The organism is Streptomyces endophyticus (genome assembly GCF_035798155.1).
Lineage (GTDB): Bacteria > Actinomycetota > Actinomycetes > Streptomycetales > Streptomycetaceae > Streptomyces > Streptomyces endophyticus.
In genome coordinates, this window is the sequence record NZ_JAOZYC010000153.1 from 48357 (window position 1) to 65098 (window position 16742).

11 protein-coding genes are annotated in these 16742 nt (G+C 71.3%); 7 read left to right on the forward strand and 4 right to left on the reverse strand.

The annotated features are described in order from the left end of the window. Window positions 1-3: 3 nt before the first annotated feature. Complete coding sequence (locus OKJ99_RS31080; protein ID WP_326021277.1) at window positions 4-948, reverse strand: alpha/beta hydrolase; 945 nt, start codon at window positions 946-948, stop codon at window positions 4-6. A gap of 166 nt (window positions 949-1114) precedes the next feature. Beyond that, complete coding sequence (locus OKJ99_RS31085; RefSeq protein ID WP_326021278.1) at window positions 1115-2311, reverse strand: cytochrome P450; 1197 nt, start codon at window positions 2309-2311, stop codon at window positions 1115-1117. A 160-nt stretch (window positions 2312-2471) separates the two neighbouring features. On the opposite strand from OKJ99_RS31085, the gene OKJ99_RS31090 reads away from it, so the two are divergent. Together OKJ99_RS31090 and OKJ99_RS31095 are read left to right on the forward strand one after the other, a co-directional pair. Next, complete coding sequence (locus tag OKJ99_RS31090; RefSeq protein ID WP_326021279.1) at window positions 2472-3059, forward strand: dihydrofolate reductase family protein; 588 nt, start codon at window positions 2472-2474, stop codon at window positions 3057-3059. Window positions 3060-3156: 97 nt separating this feature from the next. After that, on the forward strand, window positions 3157-4473 hold the full coding sequence (locus OKJ99_RS31095) for a glycoside hydrolase family 125 protein (protein WP_326021280.1): 1317 nt from the start codon (window positions 3157-3159) through the stop codon (window positions 4471-4473). A gap of 24 nt (window positions 4474-4497) precedes the next feature. On the opposite strand, the gene OKJ99_RS31100 is transcribed toward OKJ99_RS31095, so the two are convergent. Further along, the gene (locus OKJ99_RS31100; RefSeq protein ID WP_326021281.1) at window positions 4498-5145 is read right to left on the reverse strand and encodes a TetR/AcrR family transcriptional regulator; all 648 of its coding nucleotides are present in this window, start codon (window positions 5143-5145) and stop codon (window positions 4498-4500) included. A 137-nt stretch (window positions 5146-5282) separates the two neighbouring features. Between OKJ99_RS31100 and OKJ99_RS31105 the strand changes: the two genes are divergently transcribed. The 3 genes from OKJ99_RS31105 to OKJ99_RS31115 all read left to right on the forward strand — a co-directional run bounded on the left by OKJ99_RS31105 (window position 5283) and on the right by OKJ99_RS31115 (window position 12388). Continuing rightward, complete coding sequence (locus OKJ99_RS31105; RefSeq protein WP_326021282.1) at window positions 5283-6881, forward strand: GMC family oxidoreductase N-terminal domain-containing protein; 1599 nt, start codon at window positions 5283-5285, stop codon at window positions 6879-6881. 183 nt (window positions 6882-7064) lie between these two features. Continuing rightward, window positions 7065-10955 (forward strand): Pls/PosA family non-ribosomal peptide synthetase, encoded by a 3891-nt coding sequence (locus OKJ99_RS31110; RefSeq protein ID WP_326021283.1) that lies wholly within the window; start codon window positions 7065-7067, stop codon window positions 10953-10955. 95 nt (window positions 10956-11050) lie between these two features. Beyond that, window positions 11051-12388 carry a M1 family metallopeptidase gene (locus OKJ99_RS31115; RefSeq protein ID WP_326021284.1) on the forward strand — a complete coding sequence of 446 codons (1338 nt, stop codon included), beginning with the start codon at window positions 11051-11053 and terminating at the stop codon, window positions 12386-12388. A 12-nt stretch (window positions 12389-12400) separates the two neighbouring features. Here the strand turns inward: OKJ99_RS31115 and OKJ99_RS31120 are convergent, their stop codons facing one another. Further along, window positions 12401-12982: a dihydrofolate reductase family protein gene (locus tag OKJ99_RS31120; protein WP_326021285.1), complete on the reverse strand. Its 582-nt coding sequence runs from the start codon at window positions 12980-12982 to the stop codon at window positions 12401-12403. A 399-nt stretch (window positions 12983-13381) separates the two neighbouring features. Between OKJ99_RS31120 and OKJ99_RS31125 the strand changes: the two genes are divergently transcribed. After that, entirely contained in the window at window positions 13382-15034 is a 1653-nt protein-coding gene (locus OKJ99_RS31125; RefSeq protein WP_326021286.1) for a glycine/sarcosine N-methyltransferase, read from the forward strand. Between the two features lie 91 nt (window positions 15035-15125). Further along, entirely contained in the window at window positions 15126-16601 is a 1476-nt protein-coding gene (locus OKJ99_RS31130; RefSeq protein ID WP_326021287.1) for an amidohydrolase family protein, read from the forward strand. The last annotated feature ends 141 nt before the right edge of the window (window positions 16602-16742 follow it).

Consider the following 16742-nt stretch of genomic DNA (forward strand, 5'->3'; position numbering starts at 1 on the left):
GGCTCACACCGCCCTTTCGGCGACGAACTTGTTGATGTGTTCCGCCACCAGACGCAGCCCGTCCTCGAAGCCCGGCAGGATGCCCACCATCTGGAAGAAGGCGTGCATCTGGCCCGCGGCCTCCTCAAGCGCCACCGGGACTCCCGCGTCGCGCAGCGCGTGCGCGTAGGCGACGCCCTCGTCGTGCAGCGGGTCGTACTCGGCGAGGTGGACGAACGCCGGGGGCAGTCCCGCGAGGCTGTCGGCGCGCAGCGGGGAGGCGTCCGGGTGGGTGCGGGCCCGCTCGTCGGGGAGGTAGTGGCCCCAGAACCAGATCATGGTGTCGCGGGCGAGCAGGAGTTGGTTCTGCGGGGCGACGTACGAGGGCCGGTCCAGGTCGCAGTCGGTGACGGGATAGATCAGGGCCTGGTAGTCGATGGCGGGCCCGCCGCGGTCGCGGGCCCAGCGGGTCATGACGGCGGCGATGTTGCCGCCCGCGCTGTCGCCCGCCACGATCAACGGAGCGCCCTCCGGCGCGAGTTCGGCCGCGTGCTCGGCCGTCCAGGCCAGCCCTGCCCAGCTGTCCTCGATCGCGGTCGGGAACGGATGCTCGGGCGCCTTGCGGTAGTTGACCATGACCACCGTGGACTGTGTCGTGTTCGCGAGCCGGCGGCCCACGTGGTCGTACTGCAGGTCGATGTCGCCGACGACCCAGCCGCCGCCGTGGAAGTACACGATGACCGCCTGCGGGGTGCCCGCGGGGCGCAGCACCCGGGTGCGGAAGCGCCCGCCGTCCCTGCCCTCGATCTTGACGTCCCGTACCGCGCCGACCTCCGGGCCCCGGCCGCTGAGACCGGAGAGGATCGGGCCGTGCAGCCGGGCGACGGCCGGCGTGGACTCGTGCATCGCCGGGCCTTCGGCCTTGGCCAACTCCGCCAGAAACGCCTGGGTCACCGGTTCCAGTGGCATACGGCCGTCCCCTCGTCGATGCCGCTCGTGTTCTCGGAGGTGATGCGAGGTGATGCGCGTACGGCCGGCGGTTCCGGTCCCGCGCACCAGCCGCTGTACCGTGCATTGACCATGGTCGCCGGAGATCCTCGCGGGGTCCAGACGTCGGCAGGGACCGGCTCGTGCCTCACCCACCGGCCGCGAACGGCAGCGTCTCGTACCGCCGTACGTAGCAGCCGTCCGCGAACGTGCCGCGGGGCGCGTCGACCGTGAAGGCCGGGAACCGGGTCAGGAGTTCGGTGAGCGCGATCCGCCCCTGGAGGCGGGCCGCCGCGGCGCCCAGGCAGTGGTGCGGGCCATAGCCGAAGGCCAGATGCTGTGGGGTCGCACGCTCCAGGTCGACCTCGTCCGCGCGGGGGCCGAAGGCGCGCGGGTCGCGGTTGGCGGAGCCGTAGAGCAGCAGCACCTTGGCCCCGGCCGGCACGGTTCTGCCGTGCAGCCTCAGGTCCTCGGTGAGGGTACGGGCCAGCCCCTGCACCGGCGACGCCAGGCGCAGCGCCTCCTCGACGAACGGGCCGACCGACTCCGGTTCCGATGCGACCCGTGCCCGTAATGCGGGTTGCTCGGTGAGGAGTTGGGCGGCCGTGGTGAGCAGCCCGATGGTCGTGTCGTTGCCGCCTGCGATCATGGTGAAGGCGAAGCCGAGGATCCGGACGGCCGCCTGCGGATCGTCGGCCAGGACCCGGACGAGGTCGGAGACCGTGTCGTCGGCCGGGTGCGCGCGGCGCCGCTCGATCAAGTCCCCGAAGTAGCCGAAGAGTTCGCCGACCGCCTTGTGCGCGTCGAGCGCGTGGCCCTTGGCGCCCGCCTGCACGATCGCTTGCGTCCAGCCCGCGAAACGCTCCCGGTCGGCTTCGTCGACGCCCAGATAGTGGGCGACGACGAAACACGGGAGCGGCCGCATCAGTTCGGCGACGATGTCCGGCGAGCCGTTCGCCGCGGCGATCGCGTCGAGCCTGGTGCGCACGAAGGCGCGTACCGCGTCCGCCACGGATTCCACGCGGCGCGGGGTGAACCCCCTGGTGAGCAGGGAGCGGAACTCCGTGTGCTCGGGCGGGTCGAGCATGACGAGCGGCGGCGCGACGTCGACACCGGCCGCCGCCATGTCGTCCCGGACGACGGTCAGCCCCTTCCGTGAGGAGAACACTTCGGGGCGGCGCAGCGCGTCCAGCACGTCGTCGTAGCGCGACAGCACCCAGTAGTCGCCGTCCTCGACGCGGTGCAGCGGATCGTGGTCGCGCAGGGCCGCGTACATCGCGTAGGGGTCGCGCCAGGACTCGGCACCGCGGGGAAGGAATCGGGCGGGCGGCGGGGCGATACTCATGGCGGCACCGTGAGCGACTTCTGACGCACTGTCAATGGACGGCAGGGCACGCGTCGGCCACATATTTGAGGTGCGGTGCCGGGATGCCGATGAGTTCGGAGGTCACGGGGAGTCGATGCCCGTGACGGACGGGACGACGACACGCGGCGGGAGACGCACGATGGCCAAGGTGTTCACGCACATGACGATGTCACTGGACGGGTTCATCGCGAACCCGGAGGACGAGGTCGGGGAGCTGTTCGAGTGGTACGAGGCGGGAGGGGTCAACGTCCCCAACCCGAACGAGACCGTCACCTTCCAGGTCGACGACGCCAGTGCCCAGGTGCTTGGCGAGCTGACCGGCAACTGCGGGGCCCTCGTCGCGGGGCGGCGGCTGTTCGACATCGCGCACGGCTGGGGTGACAAGCACCCGGCGGGCGCGCCCGTCGTCGTGGTCACGCATCGCGCGCCCGAGGACGCCGCCACGAAGTGGCCCACCACGACGTTCGTCGACGGAGTCGAGGCCGCGATCAGCCGGGCCAAGGAGATCGCGGGCGATCAGGACGTCACGATCGCGAGCGCGGCCATCACCCAACAGGCGCTCGACCTCGGCCTGGTGGACGAGGTGTGTGTCAGCCTCGTGCCGGTGCTGTTCGGCGAGGGGATCCCGTACTTCGCCAAGCTGGAACGGGGTCACCTGCTCCTCGACGACCCGGTCGTCGTCCAGGGGCGGCGCGCCCTGCACCTGCGGTATCCGGTCCGGCGATAGCCGGCGGTCGGGCCCTTCCCCGCCCTCCGGTCGTGATCTAGGTTTGGCGCCGGGGCCAGGGAGGGCTCGCCCCCTTGCCGCCACCGAAAGGCCGACGATGCCGTTTCCCACCAGCGTCCAGCACAATCCGGTCGTCCAGCAGGCGGTCCGCCGCCTCGACGAGCTCGGCGATCCCCGCTTCGCGCAGACGCTGGTGCGCTGCCTGGACGACACGCTGGCCCGCACCATCCGCCCGATGCCCGACGGCACCGCCTTCGTCGTGACGGGCGACATCCCCGCCATGTGGCTGCGCGACTCGACGACGCAGATGATGCCCTACCTGGCTCTCCTGAAGGACGACACGGACCTCCAGGACCTCCTTCTCGCCGTGCTGCGCCGCCAGTTCCAGCAGATCGCGCACAATCCGTACGCCAACGCGTTCAACGCCGAGCCCTCCGGGCGGGCCCACGACGCGGACGACCTGTGCGAGGACCCCTGGGTCTGGGAGGAGAAGTACGAGGTCGACTCCCTCGCCTTCCCGCTCCTGCTGGCCCACCGCTTCTGGCGGGCCACCGGGCGCACCGACCACGTGGCGCAGGCGCTGGAGGCGGCGCGCGCCGCGATCTCCGTATGGCGCACGGAGCAGGACCACGAACACCTCTCCAAGTACCGCTTCGTGCGGGCGAACGTCCCGCCGACGGACACCCTGGAGAACGCGGGGCGCGGCACACCCGTCGCCGCGACCGGGATGACCTGGAGCGGGTTCAGGCCCAGCGACGACGCGTGCACTTACGGGTACAACGTGCCCGCCAACCTGTCCGCCGCCGCTGCCCTCGACGGCGTCGCCAAGATGGCACGGCACCAGCAGGACACCGAACTCGCCGACGAGGCAGCCCAATTGGCGGGAGAGCTGCGCGCGGCGACCCGGCGGCACGGCACCGTCGACCACCCCGACCACGGCTCGATCTACGCCTACGAGGTGGACGGGCTCGGCAACGCGCTCCTGGCGGACGACGCCAACATGCCCAGCCTGCTGTCCCTGCCGCTCGTCGCCGACGTCTCCCCGACGGATCCGCGGTACCTGGCCACCCGCGCGTTCGTGCTCTCCCCCGCCAATCCGACCTGGTACCGCGGGACGGCCGCCGAGGGCGTGGGCAGCCCGCACACCCCTGACGGTTACATCTGGCCGATCGCCCTCGCCGTGGAGGGTCTGACCAGCAACGACCCCGAGCGGCGACTGCAGTTGCTGCACACTCTGATCAACACCGACGCCGGTACCGGCGCGATGCACGAGTCCTTTCACAAGGACGACCCGGACAGGTTCACCCGCGACTGGTTCTCCTGGGCCAACGCGATGTACGCGGAACTGGCCCTGGATCTGGCCGGGTTCGGCACGCGTTCCCTGTGGGACACGTCCTTGGGCGCCTCCGTCTAGACGGTTCGCCGGGCGCCGCGGCGTTCAGTACGGCAGCCCCTCCGACGCCGCGCGCAGCGCGACATCGAGGCATGCGGCGAACTCGTCGTAGGAGGCGTCGGGTTGGTCCGCGTAGCGGCGGGCGAAGTTCTCCGCGGCCGCGCGCAGGGCGCCGTTGAGTGTCGCCGCGTGCACCGTCACGCGCAGGTCGTCGGCGGCGCCGCCGGAGCGTTCCGCGAGCAGCCGGCCGAGGACGGGGAGCGCGTCGTCGTGGGCCTGGAGCCAGACGGCACGCAGTGCGGGTTCGGTCGAGGTCATGCGGATCAGGGCGAGGATGGTGGGCGTGCCCGGCGGCAGATCGCCCGTCCCGCGTGTCTCGGTGAAGAAGTCCAGCAGGTCCATCTCCGGTGGCCAGTGGCGCAGTTGGGTCACGGCGAAGTCGAGTCCCGCGGCGAGCAGCGGGAGCACGCAGCTCTCCTTCGTCGGGAAGTGGCGCCACAGTGTGCGCGAGGAGACGCCGACGGCCCGCGCTATCTGCTCGCCCGTCGTGGCGGTGACGCCCTGGGTGGTGAACAGGCGCACCGCCTCGCAGGCGATCTCGAACCGGAGCGCGGCCTTGCGGCGTTCGGCGAGCGAGGGCCGCTCGCCCGTCGGAGCCTCCTGCCGCCACTCTTCCCATGGCATCTGTCGCATGCCGCCATCTTGTCACTGAGTGACACGCGACTCTACTCTGCGGTAGCTGACCGGCGAGTAACCACCGTGCTCTCGCCCGGAGTTGGCAGGCGTACGCATGCCCCTGTGCCCTCCCCCACTTGGTCAAGGAGTTGCTCATGCCCTCCCCCACCAGGCGCGCCCTGCTCACCGGTGCCGCCGCCCTCACCGCAGCGACCGCCCTTCCCTCCCCGACCGCCTCGGCCGCACCCGCCCGCGTACGTCTGACCCGCGAGGAACACCGCGTCGTCGTCATCGGATCAGGCTTCGGCGGCGGCGTCGCAGCGCTGCGGCTCGCCCAGGCGGGCGTCCCGGTGACCGTCCTCGAACGCGGGCGGCGCTGGCCGACCGGCCCGAACGCGGAGACCTTCCCCCATGTCTCCGGCCTCGACAAGCGGATGCTCTGGTACGGCACCCTGCCCGAAGCCGTCCGGCCGCTCGCGCGCCTCATCGGCACCCCGCTCGGCTTCACGCCCTACACCGGCCTCCTCGAACCGGTCCTCGGCGAGAACATCCTGAGCGTGTGCGCGGCCGGGGTCGGCGGCGGATCGCTCGTCTACCAGGGCATGACGCTCCAGCCCTCGGAGTCCGTCTTCAACACCTGGCTGCCCGAAGGCCTCGACTACCGGCGCATGGACCGGGTCCACTATCCGCGCGTCGCCCGCATGCTCAAGGCGGCCACCGCGCCCGACCAACTCATCGACTCACCCACGTACTTCGCGTCGCGGGTCTTCGGCGAACGGGTCCGCAAGGCGGGATACGGCCTGGAGAAGATCCCCATGCCGATCGACTGGGACTACGCCCTGGCCGAACTGCGCGGCGAGATGAAGCCCTCGTACACGAACGGCGACTGCGCGCTCGGCGTCAACAACGGCGGCAAGCACTCCGTGGACGTGACGTACCTGAAGCAGGCCGAGGCGACCGGCAAGGTCACCGTCGCCACCCACCACAACGTCACCTCCGTCGCACGCGCCGCCGACGGCCGCTGGGAGGTGCACGTCGACCGCACCGACGACTCCGGAACCGTGCTGGAACAGAAGGTGCTCACCAGCCGGGCCCTGATCATGGCGGCCGGCAGCGTCAACACCAGCAAACTGCTGGTCCGCGCGGGCGCGACCGGCGCCGTCCCCGACCTGCCCGAAGGACTCGGCGAGGGCTGGGGCACCAACGGCGACCGCATCTACGCCTGGACGAGCCTCCAGGAGGACTTCGGCAGCGAGCAGGGCGGCCCCGTCGTCTACGGCAGCAAGGACTGGGCGGATCCCGCCACCGCGAACACCGTCATCCAGGCCTCCCTGCCGCCCCTCGGCCTCGACATCCGCACCACGATGCTGGTCGGGTTCGGCGTCAGCCCCGACCGCGGCCGCCTGCGCTACAACGGCGCCACCGACTCCGTGTCCCTGCACTGGCCCGCGGGCGGCGACTCCAGCAGCTACCGCGCGATCCACCGGCGGGTCACGGAGATCTCCCAGGGCCTCGGCACCCTCGTCGACACCAACTCCCTGGTCAACAGCACCTGGCACCCGCTCGGCGGCGCACCCATGGGCACCGTGTGCGACCTGGAGGGCCGCGTCCAGGGCCAGCGCGGGCTCTACGTTCTCGACGGTGCGCTCATCCCCGGCACCACCGGCGCCTGCAACCCCTCGATGACCATCGCCGCGGTCGCCGAACGCGCCATGGACGGCATCACCGCCGAGGATGTCGGCACGGTCATCTGACAGCCAACCACACCCGGTCTCAGGTGAGTTGGTTACGCCCTGATTGACCTGCACGATCCGCGCCCCGCGCCCCGGACGCCGTAACATGTCCCGGTTGTCCGGCCCCGGCCGGGCAACTCCGGGCAGTTCGAGGGCACTTGCGTCGCGTCCACCGGGCTGCCGCCGTCTCGACGTTGGGACCCGATGGACGCCACTCGCGCACACGACGAGCTCAGCCTGCTCGAAGCGGAGCTGACCGAACGGCTCGACGCTCCGGCCCACTTCTTCGCGAAGGACGCCGCCGCCCCGCGCACCCTGGTCGACATCCTCGACGCGACCGTCCGCACCCATCCCGACGAACCCGCCCTCGACGACGGCGTGCGCCGTCTGACGTACCGCGCGCTGGACACCGAGGTCGACCGGCTGCGCCGCCGTCTGGCCGGGGCCGGGGTGGGGCGCGGCGACCGGGTCGGCGTGCGGGTGCCGTCGGGCACGAACGACCTGTACGTCGCGATCCTCGCCGTGCTCGCCGCAGGCGCCGCGTACGTACCCGTGGACGCCGAGGACCCGGACGAGCGGGCCCAACTCGTCTTCGGCGAGGCGGGGGTGAGGACCGTGATCGGGGCGGGGCACGCCTTCACCGTCGCGCAACCCTCCCCCGCTCCCGCCGGGCGTCCCGGGCCCGAGGACGACGCGTGGGTCATCTTCACGTCCGGTTCGACCGGGCGACCCAAGGGCGTCGCCGTCAGCAACCGCGGTGCCGCGGCGTTCGTGGACGCGGAGGCCGCGCTCTTCCTCACCGAGGACCCGATCGGGCCAGGCGACCGTGTCATGGCGGGCCTGTCCGTCGCGTTCGACGCGTCCTGCGAGGAGATGTGGCTGGCGTGGCGGCACGGCGCCTGCCTGGTGCCGGTGCCGCGCGCCCAGGTGCGCGGCGGCGCCGACCTCGGGCCCTGGCTGGCCGAGCAGGAGATCACCGTGATCTCCACCGTGCCGACGCTGGCCGCCCTGTGGGAGCCGGAGGCCCTCAACGACGTCCGGCTGCTGATCTTCGGCGGCGAAGCGTGCCCGCCCGAGCTCGTCCAGCGCCTCGTCACCGAGGGCCGCGAGGTGTGGAACACGTACGGGCCCACCGAGGCCACCGTCGTCACCTGCGCCGCCCTGATGACCGGCGCCGAGCCGATCCGCATCGGGCTGCCGCTGAACGGCTGGGAGCTCGCCGTCGTCGACGAGGCCGACCGGCCCGTCCCGATCGGCGCCAGCGGTCAACTCGTCATCGGGGGCGTCGGGTTGGCGCGCTATCTCGACCCGGCCAAGGACGCCGAGAAGTACGCGCCGCTGCCCGCCCTGGGCTGGGAGCGCGCCTACCGCAGCGGCGACCTGGTCAAGGCCGACCCCGAGGGCCTGGTCTTCCTCGGGCGCGGCGACGAGCAGGTCAAGCTCGGCGGGCGGCGCATCGAGCTGGGCGAGGTCGACGCCGCGCTGCAGGCGCTGCCCGGTGTCGCGGGAGCGGCCTGCGCCGTGCGCACCGCGCGCGGCGGCAACCAGCTGCTCGTCGGCTATCTCGTCACCCAGGAGGGCTGGCAGCACGCGGCGGCCGTGGACAAGCTGCGGTCCGAACTGCCCGCCGCACTGGTGCCGTTGCTCGCCCCCGTCGCCGAGCTGCCCACGCGCACCTCCGGCAAGGTCGACCGCGACGCGCTGCCGTGGCCGCTGCCCGACGTGGAGACCGGCGCCCCGGCCGAGCAGCTCTACGGCACCGAGGCCTGGCTCGCCGAGCAGTGGAGCGAGACCCTCGGCGTGCCCGTGACCGGCGCGCACGACAACTTCTTCGCCATCGGAGGCGGCAGCCTCGCCGCCGCCCAGCTCACCACCCGGCTGCGCACCCGCTACCCGAACGCGGCCGTCATCGACATCTACGAGCGTCCGGTCCTGCGCAAACTGGCCCGCCGCCTGGAGAAGTCGGCACAGGACGACGCCGCCGAGCGGGTGATCGCCCCGGTCCCAACCCGCACCAAGCTCGTCCAACTGCTGCTCCTGATACCGCTGTTCACCCTGAACGGGCTGCGCTGGACGGTCGCGCTCGCCGCACTGGCCGGCGTCCTGCACCGCTTCGGCGGCTACGCGTGGGCCCCGTCCGCCTCCTGGTGGCTGCTCGCGCCTGCGGCGCTGGTGCTGTTCAGCCCGCCGGGGCGGCTCGCGCTCGCGGCGGGCGGCGCCCGGCTGCTGCTGCGCGGCGTCGGCCCGGGCACGTATCCGAGGGGCGGCCATGTCCATCTGCGGCTGTGGGCCGCCGAACGCCTCGCCGAGCACAGCGGCGCCACCTCGCTCACCGGCTCTTGGCTTCAGCGCTACGCCCGCGCGCTCGGCGCCCGGGTCGGACCCGACGTCGACCTGCACTCGCTGCCCCCGGTCACAGGACTGCTCAAGCTCGGCCGCGGCTGCGCCGTCGAGAGCGAGGTCGATCTGTCGGGGCACTGGCTCGACGGCGACCGCCTGGAGATCGGCGCCGTGAAGGTCGGTGCGGGAGCCGTGGTCGGCACCCGGAGTGTGCTGTTCCCCGGCGCCCGGGTGGGCAAGCGCGCCGAGATCGCGCCGGGCTCCGCCGTCCAGGGCCACGTCCCGACCGGGCAGCGCTGGTCGGGCTCCCCGGCGGTCAAGCTCGGCAAGGCCAAGCGGGAGTGGCCGGCGCAGCGGCCGCCGCGCACGGCGGGCTGGCGCGCGATGTACGGCGCCGCGGGCCTCGCCCTCACCCTGCTCCCGCTCCTGTCCGCCCTCCCAGCCCTGCTCGTCGCGCGCGCCTTCGTGCCCGCGGGCGCCGGGCTCGGCGAGGCCGTGCGCGGCGGACTGCTCGCCGTCGCCCCCGCGGCCCTCGCCTACGGGCTCACGTACGCCGTGCTGATCCTGGCCGGTGTCCGCCTCGCCGGACGCGGCCTGAGCGCCGGGACGTTCCCCGTGCACAGCCGGGCGGGCTGGCAGTCCTGGACCGTCACCCAGCTGATGGACCTGTCCCGGCAGACGCTGTTCCCCCTGTACGCGGGTCTCGTCACGCCGGTGTGGATGCGGCTGCTCGGGATGCGCGTGGGCCGGGACGCCGAGGTGTCCACGGTGCTCGCGCTGCCCGGCCTCACCACGGTCGGCGACGGCGCGTTCCTCGCCGACGACACGCTGACCGCGCCGTACGAACTCGGCGGCGGCTGGGTGCGGATCGGGCACGCGCGGATCGGCCGCCGGGCGTTCCTCGGCAACTCGGGCATGACCGCGCCCGGCCGTTCGGTGCCGGACGACGGTCTGGTCGGCGTCCTGTCGGCTACCCCGAAGAAGGCCAAGCAGGGCAGCTCCTACCTGGGCCTGCCGCCGGTCAGGCTGCCCCGCCCGGCCACCGGCGTCGATCCGGACCGCACCTACGCACCGCCGGTCCGGCTGCGCTGGGCGCGCGCCCTGGTCGAACTGGGCCGTCTCGTCCCGGTGTTCTGCTCGACCGCCCTGGTCGTGCTGGTCCTCGGCGCGCTGGCCGCCGTCGCGGCGGCGCACGGCCTGTGGGCGGCGGTGCTCGTCAGCGGCCCCGTCCTGCTGACCGCGGGCGTCCTCGCGTGCGTGGTGTCGATCGTGGCGAAGTGGCTGCTGGTCGGCCGCCACCGCACGGGCGAGCACCCGCTGTGGTGCGGTTTCGTGTGGCGGGGCGAACTGGCCGACACGTTCGTGGAGATGCTCGCCGTGCCGTGGCTCGCCGGCGCGGTGCCCGGCACCCCCGTTCTCACCGCCTGGCTGCGCGGGCTCGGCGCACACATCGGGGCGGGCGTGTGGTGCGAGAGCTACTGGCTGCCGGAGACCGATCTGGTCACCCTGGGGACCGGGGCGACCGTGAACCGGGGCTGTGTTCTGCAGACGCACCTCTTCCACGACCGGATCTTGCGGACGGATACTGTGATCCTCCGCGAGGGCGCCACGCTGGGTCCTGGCGGAATCGTGCTGCCGGGCAGCGAGGTCGGTCGCAGGAGCACGCTGGGGCCCGCGTCCCTGGTGATGGCCGGCGAGTCGGTGCCGCCGGGCAGCCGGTGGCTGGGCAACCCGATAGAGGCTTGGCGCCCGTGAACCGGCGGATTCTGGCCGTGCGTTGGCCAGGTCGTAGGAAGACGAGAACGGGTACGAGAACGGGTACGGGGACAGGGACAGGGAGCGGACGAGCCGTGAACGGGCAGCACTACGGTCAGCACAAGGCGGACCCCTATTTCCCGTCCAATGGGGATCCCCGCTACCGGGTGCACCGCTACGAACTCGACCTGGACTACCGGCCCGAGCCCAACCGGCTGGCCGGCACGGCCCGGCTCAGCGCCATCGTCGGCGGCGCCGAACTCGACGATTTCCAGCTGAACTTCGCCGACTTCCGTATCGGCAGGGTCCGGGTCGACGGCCGTCCCGCGCACTACACGCTGCGCGGTGGGCGACTGCGTATCCGGCCTGCGAAGCCCCTGGGCGCGAGCGCCGCGTTCACCGTCGAGGTGCACTACTCCGGCAATCCGAAGCCGGTGAAGAGCCCCTGGGGCGGCCTGGGTTGGGAGGAGCTGACCGACGGCGCGCTCGTCGCCAGCCAGCCGGTCGGCGCCCCCTCCTGGTACCCGTGCAACGACCGTCCCGCCGACAAGGCCGCGTACCAGATCTCCCTGACCACCCCCTCCGCGTTCCAGGTGGTGATCGGCGGCCGCCTCCTCACCCGTACGACCAGGGCCTCGACCACGACCTGGCTGTACGAACAACCGGCCCCCACCTCCAGCTACTTGGTCGGCTTGGCCATCGGCAGATACCAAACGGCGCTGCTCGGCGATCCGGGCCTGGACGGTGTCCCGCAGACCGGCCACTTCCCGGCGCACCTGCTCACCGATTTCTCCCGCGACTTCGCGCGCCAGCCGCAGATGATGGCCCTGTTCCAGGAGCTGTTCGGCCCCTACCCCTTCGGCGAGTACGCGGTCGTGGTCACCGACGAGGAGCTCGACGTGCCCGTGGAGGCGCAGGGCCTGTCGCTGTTCGGCACCAACCATGTGGACGGTGCCCGCGGTGCGGAGCGGCTCGTCGCGCACGAGCTGGCCCACCAGTGGTTCGGCAACAGCGTCACCGTCGCCGACTGGCAGCACATCTGGCTCAACGAGGGCCTCGCCAAGTACGCGGAGTGGCTCTGGTGCGAGCGCTCGGGCGGCCGTGGCGCCCAGGACCTGGCCGCCGCTGCCCACAGTCTGCTCGCCGGCCTCCCCGAGAACCTGTCCCTGGCCGACCCCGGCCGCAAGAACATGTTCGACGACCGCCTCTACGAGCGTGGCGCCCTCGCGATCCACGCGCTGCGCTGCGCACTCGGAGACCAGGCGTTCTTCCGGTCCCTGCGCTCCTGGACCGACCTGCACCGGCACGGCGTCGTCACGACCGGGATGTTCGCCGCGCACGTGGAGCGGTTCGCGCGCCGGCCCGTGGACGAGGTGTTCCGGGAGTGGGTGTACGGGACGGCGCTACCCGAGGTGCCGGTGCTGGTGGCCTGAGATCGTCAACGGTCAGACATGCAGGATCGGCCGGTAGACGAGTTCCTGGGTGTGGCTGTCGAGCGTGCGGTGCTCGAGCAGCTCCAGGTCGAAGTCGGCCGCGCCCCGGAAGATCGGGTCGAGCCCGGTCTGCCCGGTGATCACGGGGAAGAGCGTCACCTGGACGCGGTCCACCAGTCCTGCGGCCATCAGCGCACGGTTCATGGACAGACTGCCGTGCGAACGCAGCGGCACGTGGGACTCCTCCTTGAGCCGCGCGACGACATCGACGGCGTCGCCCCGCGTGACGGTCGCGTCCGGCCAGTCGAGCGGCCCTTCCAGCGTGTTCGACACCACCGTGGCCGGCAGGCTCCGCATCCGCGTGACCCAGGGGTCACGCACCTCTGACTCCTCGGTACTCGACGCCAGCATCCGCGCGAACGCCCGGTACGTGTGCGCCCCGAAGACCATCCGCTGCTCCTCGCGATACAGGGCGAGGCGGTGATCGAGGAGCTCGGGCCCCTGTTTCCCCCAGTAGCCACTCCAGTTGCCACCGTCGGCGGCCCCGAAGCCGTCGAGGCTGGAGAAGACGTCGAATGTGTAGGAAGCAGTCATGATGCCCTCCTCGTGCGTGATGGGTCGAGCGTCCGATGTCCGATGTGGGGACCGACAGTCGCGGAGAGACTCATCGTCCTGGACGTCGGGCGCGGCCGCTCGGGGGCGATTTCCGGCCCTGGCCGACTATCGACGGCGCGGCGGTTCGCACGCGAATGACCCGTATGCGAGGTGCCTTCACCGTTTCCGTCTCAAACAATCTTGGCGGAGAGAGGTGCTGGCCAGAGCGCCTGTTCGCCTCAACTTCAGCCCTGTATACGAACTTTGAAGGCATGAGACCGCGCACTCTTGGACAGCGATCCGCTCAGACCGTGCGGCTCCCGAGTCCTGGAGCTCTGTACCGTCTTGGGCCGCCGCACCAGGGCAAGATTCCTCAGATCTGAAAGGTTCCCCATCATCGTGCAACCGGCCCAAGAGTTCGGCGACAATCCTGTCGAAGTACGCGAAACCGGGCACTACACGGAGGAGTACGTCCCCAGTTTCGTCGAGAAATGGGACTCCCTCATCGATTGGGAGAAAAGGGCGGAGAGCGAAGGCAATTTCTTCATCGACCTGCTGCGCAAGTGGGGCGTGAAGAGTGTGCTCGATGTCGCGACCGGCACGGGATTCCACTCCGTGGCGCTCCTGTCCGCCGGATTTGAGACCGTCAGCGCGGACGGCAGTGCGGAAATGCTGGCAAGGGCCTTCGAGAACGGCCAGAAGCAGGGCGGTCATATCCTGCGGGTCGTTCAGGCGGACTGGCGGTGGCTCAACAGAGACGTCCATGGCGAGTACGACGCCATCGTCTGTCTCGGCAACTCCTTCACGCATCTCTTCTCGGAACGTGACCGGCGCAAGGCGCTGGCCGAGTTCTACGCGATGCTCAAGCACGACGGAATTCTCATACTGGATCAGCGCAATTACGACGCGATGCTGGACGACGGGTACACGAGCAAGCATCAGTACTACTACTGCGGTGATGACGTCATCGTCGAGCCGGAGTACGTCGACGAGGGCCTGTGCCGTATGCGGTACAGCTTCCCGGACAGCTCCATGTACTACCTCAACATGTTTCCGCTGCGGAAGGACTACACGCGGCGGCTGATGTCCGACGTCGGTTTCCAGCGTATCGAGACCTACGGCGACTTCCAGCACACCTACCGGCGCGAGCAGCCGGACTTCTTCGTCCATGTGGCGGAGAAGGAGTACAAGTCGGAGGGGGAGGAGCAGTACAAGGGCGCGGTCGGCACCGCCCGCAGCTACTACAACTCCCCCGACGCCGACACCTTTTACGCCACGGTGTGGGGCGGCGAGGACATCCACATCGGGCTGTACGAGAGCCCCGACGAGCCCATCGCGGACGCCAGCCGGCGCACCGTCGAGCAGATGGCGTCGAAGCTCGAACTGACCCGGGACTCCGTGGTGCTCGACCTCGGCTCCGGCTTCGGCGGTTCGGCACGGTACCTGGCGGACACATACGGCTGCCGGGTGCTGGCCCTCAACCTCAGCGAGGTGGAGAACCAGCGCCACAAGCAGCTGAACGCGGCCCGCGGGCTCACCGACAGGATCGAGGTCGTGGACGGGTCCTTCGAGGACATCCCGTACCCGGACGACCAGGTCGATGTCGTGTGGTCCCAGGACGCCTTCCTGCACAGCGGGAACCGGCCCCAGGTCCTCAAGGAGATCGCCCGGGTGCTGCGGCCCGGCGGCCATCTGGTCTTCACCGACCCGATGGCGGCGAAGGACGGCGGCCGCACCGACGTACTGCAGCCGATCCTCGACCGGATCCACCTGGACGACATGGGCTCACCCGCCTTCTACACGCGCGAGCTGAACCGGCTGGGGTTCACCGCCGTCGACGGCGGTTTCGAGGAGCACCGCGAGCAGTTGGTGAACCACTACTCGCGGGTCCTCGAGGAGACCGAGCGTCTGGAGGCCGAAGGGTTGGCCAGAAAGATCAGCCACGACTACCTCTCCCAGATGAAGACGGGACTCGGCCACTGGGTCGACGGGGGCCGCGACGCCCATCTCACCTGGGGCATCTTCCACTTCCGTCTCGGAACCGAGGACTGAGCGGCACTATGGAACGGAACAACTGAGCGACGTTCCACCGGCCGGCCCCGAGGAGCCCTCGGGGCCGGCCGGTGTGCGGAGGGAGACGAGTATGCAGACACTGCTGCGGGGCGGCCGCGTCATCGATCCGGCCGGCGGGTTCGACGGAACGGCCGACGTGCTCGTGGCCGAAGGGAAGGTCGCCGCTGTCGGCACCGCCCTCACACCACCACCGGGCGCGAAGCTGATCGATGCCACCGGACTCGTCGTCGGGCCCGGCTTCGTCGACCTGCACAGCCACGTCCACTCCGTCGCCGGGCACCGGTTGCAGGCGCTGGACGGCGTGACCACCGCGCTCGACCTGGAGGCCGGGCTGATGCCGGTCGAGCGGGCCTACGCCGAGGCCGCCGCCGCGGGCCGTCCGCTCCACTTCGGCTTCTCCGCCTCCTGGGGCGGCGCGCGGGCGCAGGTACTCGCCGGCATCACCCCCGATGCCCGGATCGCCTCCAGCCTGGCCGTGCTGGGCAACCCGCGCTGGCAACGGTCCTCGTCCCCGCGCGAGTTGGCGGCCTGGCTGTCCCTGCTGGAGGGCGAACTGGCCGCGGGCGCCCTCGGCATCGGCGTCCTGATGGGCTACGCACCCACCACCGAGCCCGCCGAATTCCGGGCCGTGGCCCGGCTCGCCGCGAAGGCCGGCGCGCCCACGTTCACCCACGTACGGGAACTGGTCGAAATGGATCCGGCCACCCCCGTCGACGGCTCCACGGAGATCGCGACCGCCGCGGCCGAGACCGGCGCGGCGATGCACCACTGCCACGTCAACAGCACCTCGGGCCGGCACGTCGACCGGGTCCTGCACACCCTTGAGGAATCCCGGCAGGCGGGCTCACGCGTCACGGTGGAGGCCTATCCGTACGGCGCGGGCAGCACGGCCGTCGGCGCCGCCTTCATCGACCCGGAGCGGCTGCGTCTGAAGGGCCTGGGACCCAGCAGCGTCATCATGGTCGAGACCGGGGAGCGGATCGCGGACGCGGCCCGTCTGGAGCAGCTGCGGGCCCAGGACCCGGGCGCGCCCTGCCTGTTGGAGTTCCTCGACGAGGACGACCCGCGCGACCTGGCCCTGCTGCGGCAGGCGCTCGCCTTCCCCGACGCCGTCGTCGCCAGCGACGCGATGCCCGTCTTCTGGCCGGACGGCAGCCACGACAGCACACGGTGGCCGCTGCCGCCCGGTGGCACGACACACCCTCGTACCGCAGGAACCTTCGCCAAGACGCTGCGCCTGATGGTGCGTGAAACCGGCGCCTGGACCTGGCTGGACGCCTTCCGCCGCTGCTCGTTCCTCCCGGCGCGGATCCTCGACGACGTGGCACCCGCCGCCCGCGCCAAGGGCCACCTCGCCGTCGGCGCCGACGCCGACCTCGTGGTCCTGGACCCGGCCGCGGTGACCGACACCGCCACGTACGCCGACCCCACACGCCCCTCCCGAGGCGTCAGGCACTTGTACGTGTCAGGGGTACCGGTCGTCTCGGACGGCGCCCTTCAGACCGAGGCACTTCCCGGGCGGCCGCTGCGCGGTGCGGTCGTCTGACACGGCCGAGGGGCCGTTGCACCGGCCCTTTCGCAGGTACGCCTGTGACAGAACGCGGACGTCATGGAGGACTGCCCGTGACTCGGTGCGGGATACAAATACTTCAGACCGCACACACCGCGCCACCCACGGGGGAACCCC